Raw genomic sequence first — 15,588 nt, forward strand, 5'->3', positions numbered from 1 at the left:
GATAGAGACATGGCACGTATCAGTCTCGACCATATCCGCCACGCCTACAACGCCAAGGCCAAAGCAGCTAACGATTACGCTCTGAAAGAAGTGCATCACGAATGGAGCGATGGCGGGGCCTATGCGCTTCTCGGGCCGTCCGGTTGCGGCAAGACGACCTTGCTCAACATCATTTCCGGATTGATCCACCCGTCGGATGGTCGCATTCTCTTCGATGGCAAGGACGTTACTACCCTGCCGACAGAGCAGCGCAACATCGCGCAGGTTTTCCAGTTCCCGGTCATCTACGACACGATGACGGTCTATGACAATCTCGCCTTTCCTTTGCGCAATCGCGGCGTGGCCGAGCCGGATGTTGATCGTCGCGTCAAGGAAATTCTAGAGATGATCGATCTTGCCGCGATGGCGAAGCGCCGTGCGCGAGGCTTGACGGCCGACCAGAAGCAGAAGATCTCACTCGGGCGCGGGCTGGTGCGCAATGATGTGAACGCCATCCTCTTCGACGAGCCGCTGACGGTCATCGATCCGCATATGAAGTGGGTGCTGCGCTCGCAGTTGAAGCGACTGCACCGCCAGTTCGGCTTCACAATGGTCTATGTCACGCACGATCAGACCGAAGCCCTGACATTCGCGGACAAGGTCGTCGTCATGTATGACGGCCAGATTGTCCAGATCGGGACGCCTGCGGAGCTCTTCGAGAAGCCAAGCCACACTTTCGTCGGTTACTTCATTGGCTCGCCTGGCATGAATGTGATGCCGGTTTCTCTGAACGGCGCACAGGCAACGGTCGGCGACCAGACAATTGCACTGTCCTCTGCGCCAAACGTCAGCGCGGGTGCAAAAACGGAACTCGGCATCCGTCCCGAGTTCATCTCGCTTGGTCGCGACGGCATGCCGGTCTCAATCAACAAGGTGGAGGACATCGGTCGGCAGAAGGTCGTACGCTCCAGCTTTGCCGGCCAGCCGTTGACCATCGTGGTGCCGGAAGATGGTGAGATTCCCGCAGACCCGCGCGTGACTTTCGATCCAAAAGCGATCGGCATTTACGCCGATAGCTGGCGCGTCGGAACAGGAGCCTGAGCCATGGACAAGACAGTCAACAACAAGGCCTGGTTCCTCGTCATTCCGGTTCTGGTGCTCGTCGCCTTTTCAGCCGTCATCCCGCTGATGACGGTCGTCAACTACTCGGTGCAGGACACGTTCGGCAATAATGAGTTCTTCTGGGCGGGTACCGACTGGTTCGTGCAGATGCTGCATTCCCCTCGCTTCTGGGATGCGCTCATCCGCAACCTGATTTTCTCGCTGGTCATCCTGGCCATTGAAATTCCGCTTGGAATCCTGATTGCGCTGAACATGCCGAAAAAGGGGTTAGGCGTTCCGGTCTGCCTCGTGCTGATGGCGCTGCCACTCCTCATCCCATGGAACGTCGTCGGCACCATCTGGCAGGTTTTCGGTCGCGTCGATATCGGCTTCCTTGGCCATTACCTCTCGATGCTCGGCATCGACTATAACTATACGCAGGATCCAGTGGATGCCTGGGCGACCGTCATCGTTATGGACGTCTGGCACTGGACAAGCCTTGTCGTGCTGCTCTGCTATGCCGGTCTTGTCTCTATTCCGGATGCCTATTATCAGGCCGCCCGCATCGATGGCGCCTCGCGTTGGTCCGTCTTCCGCTTCATTCAACTGCCGAAGATGAAGCGCGTGTTGCTGATCGCCGTGCTGCTACGCTTCATGGACAGTTTCATGATCTACACCGAACCGTTTGTCGTCACCGGCGGCGGTCCCGGCAACTCCACGACATTCCTCTCGATCGACCTCGTGAAGATGGCTGTCGGTCAGTTCGATCTGGGTCCTGCTGCGGCAATGTCGATCATCTACTTCCTGATCATCCTGGCACTGTCCTGGATCTTCTACACCGTCATGACCAACAGCGACGCGGATGCGTGAGAAAGGAGACCAATATGAGCAATTCCACCATGAGCCGGTTTTCCTTTTTGATACCGACGATCTACATCATCTTCCTCCTGCTGCCGATCTACTGGCTAGTGAATATGAGTTTCAAGGAGAATGCCGAAATCCTCGGTGCCTTCTCGCTCTGGCCGCAAAACCCGACGCTGCGTAACTACACGATCATCTTTACCGACCCGTCCTGGTATAACGGTTACATCAACTCGATCATCTATGTCGCGCTGAACACCGTCATCTCGGTCGCAGCGGCCCTGCCAGCGGCCTATGCCTTCTCCCGCTATCGGTTCCTGGGCGACAAGCATCTGTTCTTTTGGCTGCTCACCAACCGCATGGCACCCCCGGCCGTCTTCGCTCTGCCTTTCTTCCAGCTTTATTCCGCCTTCGGTCTGATCGACACGCATATCGCAGTCGCAATCGCCCACTGCCTGTTCAACGTGCCGCTGGCGGTGTGGATTTTGGAAGGCTTCATGTCCGGCGTTCCGAAGGAAATCGACGAGACCGCCTATATCGACGGATACTCTTTCCCGCGCTTTTTCGTGAAGATCTTCATGCCTCTGATCGCGAGCGGCATCGGCGTAGCGGCCTTCTTCTGCTTCATGTTCTCATGGGTCGAGCTACTGCTCGCCAGAACCCTGACCACCACGGCGGCAAAGCCGATTGCCGCGACCATGACACGCACAGTTTCTGCTTCGGGGATGGATTGGGGTGTTCTGGCGGCTGCTGGCGTGCTGACGATCATCCCCGGAGCGCTCGTCATCTATTTCGTCCGAAACTACATCGCCAAGGGCTTTGCCCTCGGCCGCGTCTGAGAAAGGAGATCTCACATGAATTTTTCCTGGATGGCCTGGACGCTGCCGACAGCCCTGTTTTTTCTGACGATCCTTATGCTGCTGATCGGCATGGCGGTGTGGGAATATTTTTCACCCGGCGGCAATCCGCGCGTCGGCATTCTTCGCTTCGAGACGACGCGCGGGGACAGGCTCTTCGTCTCGCTGCTCGGCTCTGCGTTCATCAACCTCGCTTGGCTCGGCTTAGTCGGCCCAGGCCTCTGGTGGGCGCTCGCTCTTTCGGTTGTCTATGCGATCGGGGTGTTCCGCTTCGTATAGCCGCCGACAACATACCGGGGCGGAGGACGACCCGGCACTTCTCTACATGACGCAATCGCAAAACCTTGGGAGGACCTCTTATGCGAATGCATCTTCTTACCACCACGGCAGCAGTGCTGCTGGCAATCACCGGCGTGGCTCATGCCGGAATGAATGAAGCCAAAGCCTTTCTCGACAAAGAAGTCGGCGACCTTTCTTCCCTTTCCCGTGCGGACCAGGAAAAGGAAATGCAATGGTTTATCGACGCTGCAAAGCCATTTGCAGGCATGGACATCAAGGTCGTCTCCGAAACGCTGACGACGCATGAATATGAATCCAAGGTGCTGGCCAAGGCCTTCTCGGACATCACCGGCATCAAGATCACCCACGACCTGATCGGCGAAGGCGACGTCGTCGAAAAGCTGCAGACGCAAATGCAGTCCGGCGAAAATATCTACGACGCCTTCGTTAACGACAGCGACCTCATCGGCACGCATTGGCGCTACCAGCAGGTGCGCAACCTGACCGACTGGATGGCTGGCGAAGGCAAGGACGTCACCAATCCTGGTCTCGATCTTCCCGACTTCATCGGCACGAAATTCACCACCGCGCCGGACGGCAAGCTCTACCAGCTTCCCGACCAGCAGTTCGCCAACCTCTACTGGTTCCGCTACGATTGGTTCAACGACGCCAAGAACAAGGCCGATTTCAAGGCCAAGTACGGTTACGATCTCGGCGTTCCGGTCAACTGGTCGGCCTATGAGGATATCGCCGAGTTCTTCACCGGTCGCGAAATCGACGGCAAGAAGGTCTACGGCCATATGGATTATGGCAAGAAGGACCCGTCGCTCGGCTGGCGCTTCACCGACGCCTGGCTTTCGATGGCCGGCAACGGCGACAAGGGCCTGCCAAACGGTCTGCCTGTTGACGAATGGGGTATCAAGGTCAACGAAAAATCCCAGCCGGTCGGCTCCTGCGTGGCGCGCGGTGGTGACACCAATGGCCCTGCTTCCGTCTATGCCATCCAGAAATATCTCGACTGGCTGAAGGCTTACGCACCTCCGGCAGCGCAGGGCATGAACTTCTCCGAATCCGGTCCGGTACCGGCGCAGGGTGAAGTCGCTCAGCAGATCTTCTGGTACACCGCCTTCACCGCGGATGCGGTCAAGAAGGGTCTGCCGGTCGTCAACGAGGACGGCACGCCGAAGTGGCGTATGGCCCCCTCCCCGCATGGCGTCTACTGGAAAGACGGCATGAAGCTCGGCTATCAGGACGTGGGTTCCTGGACGCTGATGAAGTCTACCCCGACGGACCGCGCCAAAGCCGCTTGGCTCTACGCGCAGTTCGTCACCTCCAAGACGGTGGATGTGAAGAAGGCGCATGTCGGCCTCACGCTCATCCGTGAATCGACGATCAACCACGAGAGCTTCACCAAGCGCGCCAAGGATCTCGGCGGTCTGATCGAATTCTACCGCTCGCCTGCCCGCGTTCAGTGGTCGCCGACTGGTACCAACGTTCCTGACTATCCGAAGCTGGCTCAGCTGTGGTGGCAGGCGGTGGGTGACGCCTCCTCCGGGGCGAAGACCGCACAGGAAGCCATGGACTCGCTTTGCGCCGAACAAGAAAAGGTCATGGCACGCCTGGAACGCGCAGGCGTTCAGGGAGACAAGGGACCGAAGCTCGCGGAAGAGCACGATCTCGAATACTGGCACAAGGACGCGGTCGCCAAGGGCAATCTGGCACCGCAGCTGAAGGTCGACAACGAGAAGGAAAAGCCGGTTACCGTTAACTACGACGAACTGGTGAAGAGCTGGCAGAAGTAAGTCTACTCATCTGATAAGAGAAAGCCGGGGCGATATTCGCTCCGGCTTATTTAATATTGCATCCAGAGAGTTAGAGCGTCTTTTCTGATCCTAATCGCAGACGACGCTGTAATATCGTCAGCGCCAGCCGAGTTCCGGCGCAACATATTTCAAGATCGCCTCCAGCGCATGGACGTTATAGTCCACGCCAAGCTGGTTCGGGATCGTCAAGAGCAAGGTATCGGCTTCCGCCACCGCCTCATCCTTTGCGAGTTCCTTGACGAGCACATCCGGCTCGGCCGCATAAGAGCGACCGAAGATCGCACGCGTATTGGCGTCGATGTAACCGATGCTGTCGCTTTCCTTCGAACCTCGGCCGAAATAGGCGCAGTCGCGATCGTCAACGAGTGCGAAAATGCTGCGGCTAACCGATACGCGTGGCGTCCGTTCATGACCCGCTTCCTTCCATGCATCGCGATAGGCCCGGATCTGCGCCGCCTGCTGAACGTGGAAGGGTTCGCCTGTCTCATCATCCTTCAGTGTCGAGCTTTGCAAATTCATGCCAAGCTTTGCCGCCCACTGGGCCGTGGCGTTGGAGCCTGCACCCCACCATAGGCGTTCGCGCAAGCCTTCCGAATGTGGCTCCAGCCGCAAAGGGCCAGGAGGATTGGGGAACATCGGCTGCGGATTTGGTTCGGCAAAGCCTTGGCCTTTGAGAACCTCTAGCAATATCTCGGTGTTGCGACGGCCCATGTCGGCGTCGCTTTCTCCCTCCGCGGGGCGATAGCCAAAATAGCGCCATCCGTCGATCACCTGTTCAGGCGATCCTCGGCTCAGGCCCAATTGCAGACGCCCGTTCGATATCAGATCCGCAGAGCCGGCATCTTCCGCCATGTAAAGCGGGTTCTCGTAGCGCATATCGATGACGGCCGTGCCGATCTCGATCGACTTGGTGCGCGCGCCGACTGCCGCGAGCAGAGGAAAAGGCGAAGCGAGCTGGCGAGCAAAGTGATGCACGCGGAAATATGCACCATCGACGCCGATTTCCTCGGCGGCGACGGAAAGGTCGATGGATTGTTGCAAAACGTCCTTGGCGGTGCGTGCCTGCGAATGCGGTCCGGGGCTCCAATGGCCGAAGGACAGAAAACCGATCTTCTTCATGAGATAAAACCTGCTGGCTTAATGACTGTGGTTGTCCCACATATAGTGAGCCGCCAGCAGGATGTACCGAAGCGATTAGTGAACAGTCCGTTCAGGCCTGTGCACGAACGACATTATCTCCATGGGAGTGCTCTGCGGAGCCAGGTGCATTGACCATGGCACCTGCCAGTTGACGGAAGGTCACGATGCCGAGCGGCTCGGCCTGTTTGCCAACCACTGTCGCAACCTCATGCCCGCCAATGGCAAGCAGACGCATGGCTTCCTCAATGCTTGTGCCAGCAGGAACGGGCGGCGCATCAGCAACGACAGTGCTGCGGACCGGCGTCATGACGGCTTCGACATTGACGACGCGACCGCGGTTCACTTCCTTGACGAAGCTTTCAATGTAAGCGTCGGCCGGACGAAGCACGATATCCTGCCTGTCACCCTGCTGGATAACCTCGCCATCGCGCAGGATGGCGATCTGGTCGCCTAGCCGCAGCGCCTCATCCAGATCATGCGTGATGAAGACAATGGTTTTCTTGATCTCGCTCTGAATATCGAGAAGCACGGTCTGCATGTCCGTGCGGATCAGCGGATCGAGCGCCGAGTAGGCCTCATCCATTAGCAGCACGGGCGCGTCGTTTGAGAGAGCCCGCGCAAGACCGACGCGCTGCTGCATGCCACCCGAAAGCTGGTTGGGGTAGCGCTGCTCAAAGCCCTTCAGACCAACGCGCTCCAGCCAGCGCATCGCCGTATCGATGCTCTTGTCACGCGCAACGCCTTGCACTTCGAGCCCGTAGATCGTGTTGTCCAGCACGTTGCGATGCGGCAGAAGTGCGAACTTCTGGAACACCATAGCGGTCTGGTGGCGACGAAACTCGCGAAGTTCAGTCGCTGACATCTTCACGACATCCACGCCATCCACCAGCACCTCTCCGGCGGTCGGGTCGATCAGCCGGTTGATGTGGCGGATCAGCGTAGATTTGCCGGAGCCGGACAGCCCCATGATGACCTGAATGCAGCCCGACGGAATGGTGATGTTGATATCGCGAAGCCCGAGCACATGGCCATACTTTTCGTTCAACTCTTGCTTCGTCAGACCGTTGCGCACGGCCTCCACATGGGACGCAGGGTTGGAACCGAAAATCTTGTAGAGATTGCGGATTTCAATACCGCCGAAATCATCAGCCATGGGCGACCTCCTGGTGCTTCTGGAGCCGCTTGCCATAGGCCTGGCTAATTCGGTCGAAGATGATGGCAATGCCGACAATGGCAAGACCGTTGAAGATGCCGAGCGTGAAATACTGGTTGGCGATGGCTTTCAGCACCGGCTGTCCCAGTCCCTGTACACCAATCATCGAGGCAACCACCACCATGGCAAGTGCCATCATGATCGTCTGGTTTATACCGGCCATGATCGTCGGCAAGGCAAGCGGCAACTGTACCTTGAAGAGCTTCTGCCAACCGGACGATCCAAAGGCATCAGCTGCCTCCAGCACGTCCTTGTCAACCAGTCGGATGCCGAGATCGGTCAGGCGGATCATCGGCGGGATGGCGTAGATAACGACGGCGATCAGGCCTGGCACCTTGCCGATGCCAAGCAGCATGACGACAGGGATCAGATAAACGAAGCTTGGCATCGTCTGCATCACGTCCAGCACGGGATTGACGATCCGCTGAAAGCGGTCGGACCGCGACATGGCGATACCGAGCGGTAGGCCAATAGCGATGGAAAGCACCGTACAGACAAAGATCATCGAGATCGTCCGCATCGTGTCGGTCCACATGTCGAAGTAACCGATGAGGAGAAGCGTGATCAGACAGCCGAAAACGATCTTGAGGCTGCGGCTGGCGAACCAGGCGATTGCCATAATGATCAGGATGATGATCGGCCACGGTGTCTGTGTCATGAAGCGTTCGGCCGAGATCAGAAAATGCTGAAGCGGCGAAAAGAACGTTTCAATCGTGCCACCCCATTCTCGGGTAAAGCCGCGGAAGCCGTCGTCGATCACCTTCTTGAGGTTCCGAAGAGCCTCATCATTCATGTGCGGAAATGTGTAAAACCAATCCATAGTCATCCCCTGTGAGCGTTACCCCTTTGGGGGGAACGGTCGAACAGTGACGTATCGTCACCCACGGCGTTGACACGCGGCAGATGGGCGCCGCATGTCGTTTCGCGTGCCGCGCGTTCTTGAAGAGAACGGCGTGGCGAGGGGGAGTAGTTAGAGAGACGCCTTGATCTTCTCGGCCGCTTCTGGCGACACCCACGTCGTCCAGACATCGGCGTTTTCCTTAAGGAAATGCTTTGCACCGTCTTCGCCAGTGGCCTGGTTATCTGTCATCCAAGCCATCAACTTGTTGACGGTGGCGTTGTCCCAGGACCGCTTGTTGAGATAGGCCATCACATCAGGGCCGGCCTTTTCGGAAAATGGCTTAGCGACGAGCGTCACGACCTGATCGACCGGCCATGCATTCGGCTTGGGATCGGGGCAATCGGCAACCGTGTTGCAGCGCTTCCATTCCGCTGGATCGTTCGCAACGTCCTGCGTCAACTTCACCATTTCATACTTGCCGAGGATTGCGGTCGGCGCCCAGTAATAGCCGACCCAGGGCTGCTTGCGCTCGTAAGCCTTGGCAATCGAGCCGTCTAGACCGGCAGCAGAACCGCTGTCGACCAGGGTGAAGCCAGCCTTCTCGCCGCCATAGGCCTTGAAAAGCTGCGCGGTGACGACCGTACCGCCCCAGCCCTGCGGGCCGTTGACGACGGCACCCTTGCTTGGATCTTCAGGAGCAGGGAACAATTTCGGGTTCTTGAAGACGTCCGCGAAAGTCTTGATTTCAGGATGGGCGTCGGCGAAATACTTCGGTATCCACCAGCTCTGGACGCCGCCGTCCTTCAGGGCCTTGGCAGCAATAACAAGCTTGCCTTCATCTACGCCGCGTTTCACGACATCGGGAAGCAGATCCACCCAAGCTTCCGGCGCGATATCCGGCTGACCCTTTTCAGCCATCGAGGTGATGGTCGGAACAGTATCGCCCACCGTGATGTCAGCGGTGCAGCCATAGCCTTCGTTCAAGATGATCTTATCGATGTTGGAAAGCACTTCGGCACTCTGCCAGTTCATGCTGGCGATGGTCGGGCTACCGCAATCGGCAGCATTGGCGGCAGCAGCGCCGCCCAGCAGTCCGAATAGGAGACAGGTCGATGCAAGCAGTTTGTTCATATCTGTTATGTTCCCTTTGTTGGCGGCATCTACGAAAGCGCAGGTGCGCCGCTGGCACCAGGCTCAGTTCTTGTCTTTTGCAAGCTTGAATGGATGATGGCGTGAAGACCGCAAACAGCCTGCGCAGAAAGCGACGGGTTTTCGCCCAACTACGACAGGTTAATTTCTTTTGAATAGTTCATTGAAGTTTCCGATTCGGTTCTCGCAGTGGTTGAAATCAGCGCGTAAAATGCCGCTTTGACAAGCCGTCCAAAAAAAAGATTCGAACCAAATCGTTTGAAAAACTCGTGCCTTCAAAAAGTGCTTGGCGAGTTATCCCCTTCAAGACAAGAGTGTTTCCCGTGATGAAAAATCGGTCACACACTCGGTTCAAATGGTCCCGCACCTGACGGTGACCTTCAATTAAGGGGAGAAACCTTGGCTCGAATTACGCTCCGCCAACTGCTCGATCATGCAGCTGAACACGATTATGGCGTGCCCGCCTTCAACATCAACAATATGGAACAGGCACTGGCCATCATGGATGCCGCCAGCGAAACCAATTCGCCGGTCATCATGCAGGCTTCGCGCGGCGCTCGTGCCTATGCGCATGACATCATGCTCAAGCACATGATGGACGCCGTGGTGGAAATCTATCCCGACATCCCCGTCTGCGTTCACCTCGACCACGGCAACGAGCCTGCCAACTGTATGACGGCCATCCAGGCTGGCTTCACTTCGGTCATGATGGACGGCTCGCTGAAGGCTGATGGCAAGACGCCGGGCGATTGGGATTACAATGTCGGTGTGACGCGCCAGGTCACCAACATGGCGCATTACGGCGGCATCTCGGTCGAAGGCGAACTCGGAGTTCTCGGTTCTCTCGAAACCGGTATGGGCGAGGCTGAAGACGGACATGGCGCGGAGGGCGTTCTGTCGCACGACCAGCTTCTGACCGATCCGAACGAAGCGGTAAAATTCGTTCGCGAGACCAAGGTGGACGCGCTGGCCGTCGCCATGGGCACCAGCCACGGTGCATACAAGTTCACGCGCAAGCCTGACGGCAGCGTTCTGGCAATGAACGTCATCGAGGAAATCCATCGCAAGCTGCCGAACACGCATCTCGTGATGCACGGTTCCTCGACTGTTCCGCAGGATCTGCAGGACATTATCAATGCCTATGGTGGCGCGATCAAGCCTACGTTCGGCGTTCCGATCGAAGAAATCCAGCGCGGCATCAAGAACGGCGTTCGCAAGATCAATATCGACACCGATTGCCGCATGGCGATCACCGGCCAGATCCGTAAGGTCCTCGTCGAAGAGCCTGCTGAATTCGATCTGCGCAAATATCTGAAGCCAGCGCGAGAAGCGATGACCAAGCTCTGCAAGGAACGTTTCGAACTGTTCAATACCGCAGGTCAGGCAGCCAAGATCAAGCCGATCGCCTTGCGCGATATGGCAAAGCGTTACGCCTCCGGCTCGCTCGATCCGGTCATTTCGTAACCTCAACTATTGCATGATGGCCGAACAAGCCGTTCGGCCATCATGTTGCCTGAGGATAAATTTTGCGCTGATACTCCAAATTCAGACTCATTTTCCTTTGAAGCTTCCCCGCAAGCACAAATCTGCGGCGACATGTGGCTGGTTTCACGGCACTATTCCGTCAGCATGTGAATGGGAGCAGACAATGACATTGCGCATCAACCAGACCGCACCGGACTTTACCGCTGCCACGACCCAGGGCCAGATCAGCTTTCATGACTGGATCGGCGATAGCTGGGCCGTTCTCTTCTCTCACCCTAAGAATTTCACGCCTGTCTGCACCACCGAACTCGGCGCGATGGCGGGCCTCGACGAGGAATTCAAAAAGCGCAACGTCAAGGTCATCGGCATTTCTGTTGATCCGGTAGAGAGCCATGCGCAGTGGAAGCAGGACATCAAGACCGCGACGGGCTTTAATGTCGAGTATCCGTTGATCGGGGACAAGGAACTCAAGGTCGCCAAGCTTTACGACATGCTTCCTGACGATGCCGGCGACAGTTCCGAAGGCCGCACGCCTGCCGACAACGCGACCGTGCGCTCCGTCTACGTGATCGGCCCGGACAAGAAGATCAAGCTGATCCTCACGTACCCGATGACGACTGGCCGCAACTTCGATGAAATCCTGCGTACCATCGACTCCATTCAGTTGACGGCGAAGCATCAGGTCGCGACGCCCGCCAACTGGAAGCAGGGCGACGACGTCATCATCACCGCCGCAGTGTCCAACGAAGACGCAGTGAAGCGTTTCGGTTCCTTCGATACGGTTTTGCCCTACTTGCGCAAGACCAAGCAGCCACAGGCATAAACCGGCCTCCCAAGGCGAAAGACCAAAAAGCGATCCTTACGGGGTCGCTTTTTGCTTTACACCACTGCTTTGCTGCCCTTCCTGCCCTTCCCGACCATTCAGCGGATGACACCGGCGGCGCGCCATGGCATAGGGGCGCAACGTTTTGACAGTTTGGTCCGCTCCCCATGATCCGCATTGAAAATATCAGCAAGTCTGCCAGCCATCGCATTCTCTATATCGAGGCATCTGCCGCCCTTAATCGCGGCGAAAAGGTCGGTCTGGTGGGGCCTAACGGCGCTGGCAAGACGACGTTGTTTCGTATGATCACCGGCGAGGAACTGCCAGACGAGGGACAGGTCGCTGCCGAGAAGAATATCACGATCGGCTATTTCAACCAGGATGTCGGCGAAATGGCAGGCCGCAGCGCGGTCGCGGAAGCGATGGAAGGTGCCGGCCCTGTCAGCGTGATCGCAGCCGAACTGCGCGAACTGGAGTCGCGCATGGTCGACCCCGATCAACTGGACCAGATGGACGAAATCATCGAACGTTATGGCGAAGTTCAGGCCCGCTATGAGGAGTTGGATGGTTACTCGCTGGAGGGCCGCGCTCGCGAAGTGCTGGCGGGGCTGAGCTTCAGCCAGGAAATGATGGACGGCGACGTTGGCAAGCTTTCGGGCGGCTGGAAGATGCGCGTGGCCCTTGCTCGTATCCTCTTGATGCGACCTGACGTGATGCTTCTCGATGAACCGAGCAACCACCTCGACATCGAAAGCCTGATCTGGCTTGAGAATTTCCTGAAGACCTATGACGGCGCATTGTTGATGACGTCTCACGACCGTGAGTTCATGAACCGCATCGTCAACAAGATCATCGAGATCGATGGCGGCTCGCTGACAACCTACTCCGGCGACTACGGTTTTTACGAGCAACAGCGGGCGCAGAACGAAAAGCAGCAGCAGGCGCAATTCGAACGCCAGCAGGCAATGCTTGCCAAGGAGTTGAAATTCATCGAACGCTTCAAGGCACGTGCGTCTCATGCCGCCCAGGTGCAGAGCCGGGTGAAGAAACTAGACAAGATCGAGCGCGTCGAACCGCCACGGCGCCGCCAGACCGTGGCCTTCGAATTCCTTCCTGCTCCTCGCTCCGGCGAAGATGTTGTTTCCCTAAAGAAGGTCAAGAAAGCGTATGGCAGTCGCACGATCTACGACGGCCTGGACTTCATGATCCGTCGCAAGGAACGCTGGTGCCTGATGGGTGTGAACGGCGCGGGTAAATCGACCCTGCTGAAGCTTGTGACCGGCAGTACAGAACCGGATCATGGCAGCGTCACGATTGGCGCCAGCGTCAAGCTCGGCTATTTCGCCCAGCATTCCATGGATCTTCTTGATGGGGACGCCACCATTCTTCAATGGCTGGAACAACGTTTCCCCAAAGCTGGTCAGGCCCCGCTTCGCGCGCTCAGCGGTTGCTTCGGCTTCACAGGTGACGATGTGGAAAAGAAATGCCGTGTCCTGTCAGGTGGCGAGAAGGCGCGGCTCGTGATGGCCGCCATGCTGTTCGATCCACCGAATTTCCTCGTTCTGGACGAGCCTACCAACCATCTTGATCTCGACACCAAGGAGATGCTGATCAAGGCGCTTTCGGAATATGAGGGCACGATGCTGTTTGTCTCGCACGACCGCCACTTCCTTGGCGCTCTCTCCAATCGTGTTCTCGAATTGACGCCCGATGGTATCCACCAATATGACGGCGGATATACCGAATATGTCGAGAGGACCGGAGTGGAAGCCCCCGGCCTGGAACGCGCCGCCTAAAAAGCCGTCGTCCGAGATGATAGGCAAAAAAAATGCGGCTCAATAGCCGCATTTTTTCACGCACAGGGCTGGTTGCTCAGTTGAGCGTTTCCCAGTTCTCACGCACGTCGGAAGCCGACTTGCTGAGATGCACATGGGAATCGACGTGATCGACCCAGTCCAGCGGGATCAGGTGGTGCTTGCCGTCGTCGGCATCGTTCTTTGTCAGCTTGATGCGGCTCTGACCTTCGAGGTGATCGACGGTTCCCACGTGGCTGCCATCGGCTGCCTTGACTTCCATATGCTCGCGAATGTTGTCTGCAGAGATCATTGGATATTTCCTCCTGTCGGTATTCGTTGACGCTCAGAAAATGAGCCGGGCGCTATTTCGTTCCGACAAAAATCCACTGTTCGGCTCTTCCGAACCTCCCCCTGCGCGTCCAAGAAGCAGTCCAGCACGATACAAACAACGTCCGTTACCGGACGCTCCGAAAGATCGACGGAACAACTTACTGATCCTGTTCTTTAACATGATCGGCATCACCATTTTGAATGGGCGAAACTTACGTGAAGAACAGAATCTGTATCATCGGATCGGGTCCGACCGGCATTTACACGCTGAAGAACCTGATCGCGTCACCTACGCCTCTCGATATTACCATCTACGAAGCCGAGAGCGAGGCGGGCAAAGGGACTCCCTATCTGCCAAGCATCAACGATCCGGTAATGCTCTGCAACATTCCCAGCATCGAAATTCCTTTCATCGGTCAGACTTTGATGGACTGGCTGGCGAAGCAGCCGGATGCCTATCTCCAGCGCTTCGGCATCGTCAAAAGTGAAATAGACGAGCGGCAGTTCTACCCCCGCGTTGTCTTGGGCGATTATTTACATACGCAGTTCCAATTCCTCTTGACGGTAGCAAAGGAAAAGGGACACGCCGTGCTGGTAAAACCCGCCCACCGCGTCACCGATATCGTCGTCGGTGAGACGGCCATACAGGTAAAGACCGGGCAAGGAGAGGATCTCGGCAGTTCGTTCAGCTATGTCGTGATCGCTACCGGGCATGACTGGCCCGAGACGACCGAAACAAAGCCAGGTTACTTCGTCTCGCCTTGGCCCGCTTCAGCCTTGGAAGGCATACCCAGCGGCTCGCTTGGAATTCTCGGAACGTCTCTTAGCGCTATCGATGCGCTGATGACGGTATCGACAGCACACGGCTCGTTCTTATACGATGAAGCGGGCGCCCTGATCTACAAGCCTGCAGCCAGTTCAGGTGACTTCCACGCCACGATGATGTCGCGAAAAGGGCTTTTGCCGGAAGCCGATTTTTATTTTCCAATCCCCTACGAGACGCCCACCATCTGCACGGAAGAAGCGGTGGATGCATTGATCGCCAAGGGTTCCAGCGGTCTTCTCGACGCGACTTTTACGCTTTTTAGCCAGGAGCTCGCGCTTCGCGACCCGGAATATGCCATGAAGATCGGCTTGTCGGATCTCGATGCAGACAGTTTTGCCGATGCCTATTATGCCCAGCGATCCGGCATCGATGCCTTCGCCTGGGCCGCACGCAATCTGGCAGAAGCACAAGGCAACATGATCCAGAAGGTTACCGTGCCTTGGCGCAACGCCATCATGATCACCCACGAGATCATTGCCAGGATCGTCCCGCATCTCGACTTGAACGATTTCCGACGTTTCGGAAAATCCTTCAAAAGCATCTTCATCGACGAATATGCGACTGTTCCCCACCTTTCCATCCAGCGCCTTCTGGCGCTTCACAATGCGGGAGTCCTATCGATTCAGAAGCTTGGAAACGACTACGAGATCGAAACGGCGCCGGGCAAAAGGGGGGCGACGGTCAAAACAGAATCCGAGAGACTAGAATTCGATACCTTTATCGATGCGACAGGCCAGAGCGCTCATTCTGCCAAGGATATTCCTTTTCCAAGCCTGGTGAATGCAAATGTCGTGCGCGAGGCACCCACCCTGCGGGAGTTGAGCGTACTGCCCGAAGATCACGTGGGCGAAGTCGAGTATCTTGGCGGCATCGATGTCGATGAGGATTACCGCGTCATTTCGGGAGGCGCCCTTCAAACCGCACTTTATTGCGCCGCCATACCTTATCTGTTGCACAAACACCCTTTTATCCAGGGTATTACCAGCGCAGCGGAGATCGGTGAGGCCGTAGCAGCGTCCATCATCGCGGATATGGCAAGAGCCGACTTTCATGAGCGTCTTACGGCGTAATCTTCGTCGGAATGT

At 57.0% G+C, this 15,588-nt stretch carries 14 protein-coding genes; 9 read left to right on the plus strand and 5 right to left on the minus strand.

Annotated features, from left to right (window positions below; genetic code table 11):
* Window positions 1-9 precede the first annotated feature (9 nt).
* The 5 genes from ACQZ5M_RS08750 (at window position 10) to ACQZ5M_RS08770 (ending at window position 4,879) form a co-directional block, all read left to right on the plus strand.
* The gene (locus tag ACQZ5M_RS08750) at window positions 10-1,080 is read left to right on the plus strand and encodes an ABC transporter ATP-binding protein (protein ID WP_296034704.1); all 1,071 of its coding nucleotides are present in this window, start codon (window positions 10-12) and stop codon (window positions 1,078-1,080) included.
* Window positions 1,081-1,083: 3 nt separating this feature from the next.
* The gene (locus ACQZ5M_RS08755) at window positions 1,084-1,950 is read left to right on the plus strand and encodes a carbohydrate ABC transporter permease (protein WP_296017277.1); all 867 of its coding nucleotides are present in this window, start codon (window positions 1,084-1,086) and stop codon (window positions 1,948-1,950) included.
* A 14-nt stretch (window positions 1,951-1,964) separates the two neighbouring features.
* The gene (locus ACQZ5M_RS08760) at window positions 1,965-2,780 is read left to right on the plus strand and encodes a carbohydrate ABC transporter permease (protein WP_296034702.1); all 816 of its coding nucleotides are present in this window, start codon (window positions 1,965-1,967) and stop codon (window positions 2,778-2,780) included.
* Between the two features lie 15 nt (window positions 2,781-2,795).
* A complete protein-coding gene (locus tag ACQZ5M_RS08765) occupies window positions 2,796-3,077 on the plus strand; it encodes a DUF2160 domain-containing protein (protein WP_296017282.1) in 282 nt (93 codons plus the stop codon).
* Between the two features lie 80 nt (window positions 3,078-3,157).
* Window positions 3,158-4,879, plus strand: coding sequence for an ABC transporter substrate-binding protein (locus tag ACQZ5M_RS08770; protein ID WP_296017283.1), 1,722 nt, complete (start codon window positions 3,158-3,160; stop codon window positions 4,877-4,879).
* A 117-nt stretch (window positions 4,880-4,996) separates the two neighbouring features.
* Here the strand turns inward: ACQZ5M_RS08770 and ACQZ5M_RS08775 are convergent, their stop codons facing one another.
* From ACQZ5M_RS08775 to ACQZ5M_RS08790, 4 genes are all read right to left on the minus strand, one after another.
* The gene (locus tag ACQZ5M_RS08775) at window positions 4,997-6,019 is read right to left on the minus strand and encodes an LLM class flavin-dependent oxidoreductase (protein WP_449079498.1); all 1,023 of its coding nucleotides are present in this window, start codon (window positions 6,017-6,019) and stop codon (window positions 4,997-4,999) included.
* Between the two features lie 91 nt (window positions 6,020-6,110).
* The gene (locus tag ACQZ5M_RS08780; RefSeq protein ID WP_296017285.1) at window positions 6,111-7,193 is read right to left on the minus strand and encodes a quaternary amine ABC transporter ATP-binding protein; all 1,083 of its coding nucleotides are present in this window, start codon (window positions 7,191-7,193) and stop codon (window positions 6,111-6,113) included.
* Window positions 7,186-8,073, minus strand: a complete 888-nt coding sequence (locus ACQZ5M_RS08785) for an ABC transporter permease (protein WP_296034691.1) — start codon at window positions 8,071-8,073, stop codon at window positions 7,186-7,188. The genes ACQZ5M_RS08780 and ACQZ5M_RS08785 overlap by 8 nt, the downstream gene beginning before the upstream one ends.
* 150 nt (window positions 8,074-8,223) lie before the next feature.
* The gene (locus tag ACQZ5M_RS08790) at window positions 8,224-9,225 is read right to left on the minus strand and encodes an ABC transporter substrate-binding protein (RefSeq protein ID WP_296017290.1); all 1,002 of its coding nucleotides are present in this window, start codon (window positions 9,223-9,225) and stop codon (window positions 8,224-8,226) included.
* Between the two features lie 417 nt (window positions 9,226-9,642).
* On the opposite strand from ACQZ5M_RS08790, the gene fba reads away from it, so the two are divergent.
* From fba to ACQZ5M_RS08805, 3 genes are all read left to right on the plus strand, one after another.
* Window positions 9,643-10,707 carry a class II fructose-bisphosphate aldolase gene (gene fba, locus ACQZ5M_RS08795; RefSeq protein ID WP_449079499.1) on the plus strand — a complete coding sequence of 355 codons (1,065 nt, stop codon included), beginning with the start codon at window positions 9,643-9,645 and terminating at the stop codon, window positions 10,705-10,707.
* A 184-nt stretch (window positions 10,708-10,891) separates the two neighbouring features.
* A complete protein-coding gene (locus ACQZ5M_RS08800; RefSeq protein WP_296080291.1) occupies window positions 10,892-11,551 on the plus strand; it encodes a peroxiredoxin in 660 nt (219 codons plus the stop codon).
* A 167-nt stretch (window positions 11,552-11,718) separates the two neighbouring features.
* On the plus strand, window positions 11,719-13,347 hold the full coding sequence (locus tag ACQZ5M_RS08805; RefSeq protein ID WP_296080288.1) for an ABC-F family ATP-binding cassette domain-containing protein: 1,629 nt from the start codon (window positions 11,719-11,721) through the stop codon (window positions 13,345-13,347).
* Window positions 13,348-13,423: 76 nt separating this feature from the next.
* Here ACQZ5M_RS08805 and ACQZ5M_RS08810 read toward each other — a convergent pair whose 3' ends face one another.
* Window positions 13,424-13,657 carry a DUF2171 domain-containing protein gene (locus ACQZ5M_RS08810; protein WP_296017296.1) on the minus strand — a complete coding sequence of 78 codons (234 nt, stop codon included), beginning with the start codon at window positions 13,655-13,657 and terminating at the stop codon, window positions 13,424-13,426.
* A gap of 236 nt (window positions 13,658-13,893) precedes the next feature.
* Between ACQZ5M_RS08810 and ACQZ5M_RS08815 the strand changes: the two genes are divergently transcribed.
* The gene (locus ACQZ5M_RS08815; RefSeq protein ID WP_449079500.1) at window positions 13,894-15,573 is read left to right on the plus strand and encodes an FAD/NAD(P)-binding protein; all 1,680 of its coding nucleotides are present in this window, start codon (window positions 13,894-13,896) and stop codon (window positions 15,571-15,573) included.
* Window positions 15,574-15,588 lie beyond the last annotated feature (15 nt).

The sequence above is a fragment of the Rhizobium sp. 22-785-1 genome (assembly GCF_053521965.1).

Excerpts from the sequence above, each read along its gene's own strand:
- ACQZ5M_RS08810 (WP_296017296.1), bottom strand. The coding sequence starts at position 13,657 with ATGATCTCTGCAGACAACATTCGCGAGCATATGGAAGTCAAGGCAGCC.
- ACQZ5M_RS08790 (WP_296017290.1), bottom strand. The coding sequence starts at position 9,225 with ATGAACAAACTGCTTGCATCGACCTGTCTCCTATTCGGACTGCTGGGC.
- ACQZ5M_RS08800 (WP_296080291.1), top strand. The coding sequence starts at position 10,892 with ATGACATTGCGCATCAACCAGACCGCACCGGACTTTACCGCTGCCACG.
- ACQZ5M_RS08775 (WP_449079498.1), bottom strand. The coding sequence starts at position 6,019 with ATGAAGAAGATCGGTTTTCTGTCCTTCGGCCATTGGAGCCCCGGACCG.
- ACQZ5M_RS08780 (WP_296017285.1), bottom strand. The coding sequence starts at position 7,193 with ATGGCTGATGATTTCGGCGGTATTGAAATCCGCAATCTCTACAAGATT.
- ACQZ5M_RS08805 (WP_296080288.1), top strand. The coding sequence starts at position 11,719 with ATGATCCGCATTGAAAATATCAGCAAGTCTGCCAGCCATCGCATTCTC.
- ACQZ5M_RS08750 (WP_296034704.1), top strand. The coding sequence starts at position 10 with ATGGCACGTATCAGTCTCGACCATATCCGCCACGCCTACAACGCCAAG.
- ACQZ5M_RS08755 (WP_296017277.1), top strand. The coding sequence starts at position 1,084 with ATGGACAAGACAGTCAACAACAAGGCCTGGTTCCTCGTCATTCCGGTT.
- ACQZ5M_RS08765 (WP_296017282.1), top strand. The coding sequence starts at position 2,796 with ATGAATTTTTCCTGGATGGCCTGGACGCTGCCGACAGCCCTGTTTTTT.
- ACQZ5M_RS08785 (WP_296034691.1), bottom strand. The coding sequence starts at position 8,073 with ATGGATTGGTTTTACACATTTCCGCACATGAATGATGAGGCTCTTCGG.
- ACQZ5M_RS08770 (WP_296017283.1), top strand. The coding sequence starts at position 3,158 with ATGCGAATGCATCTTCTTACCACCACGGCAGCAGTGCTGCTGGCAATC.
- ACQZ5M_RS08760 (WP_296034702.1), top strand. The coding sequence starts at position 1,965 with ATGAGCAATTCCACCATGAGCCGGTTTTCCTTTTTGATACCGACGATC.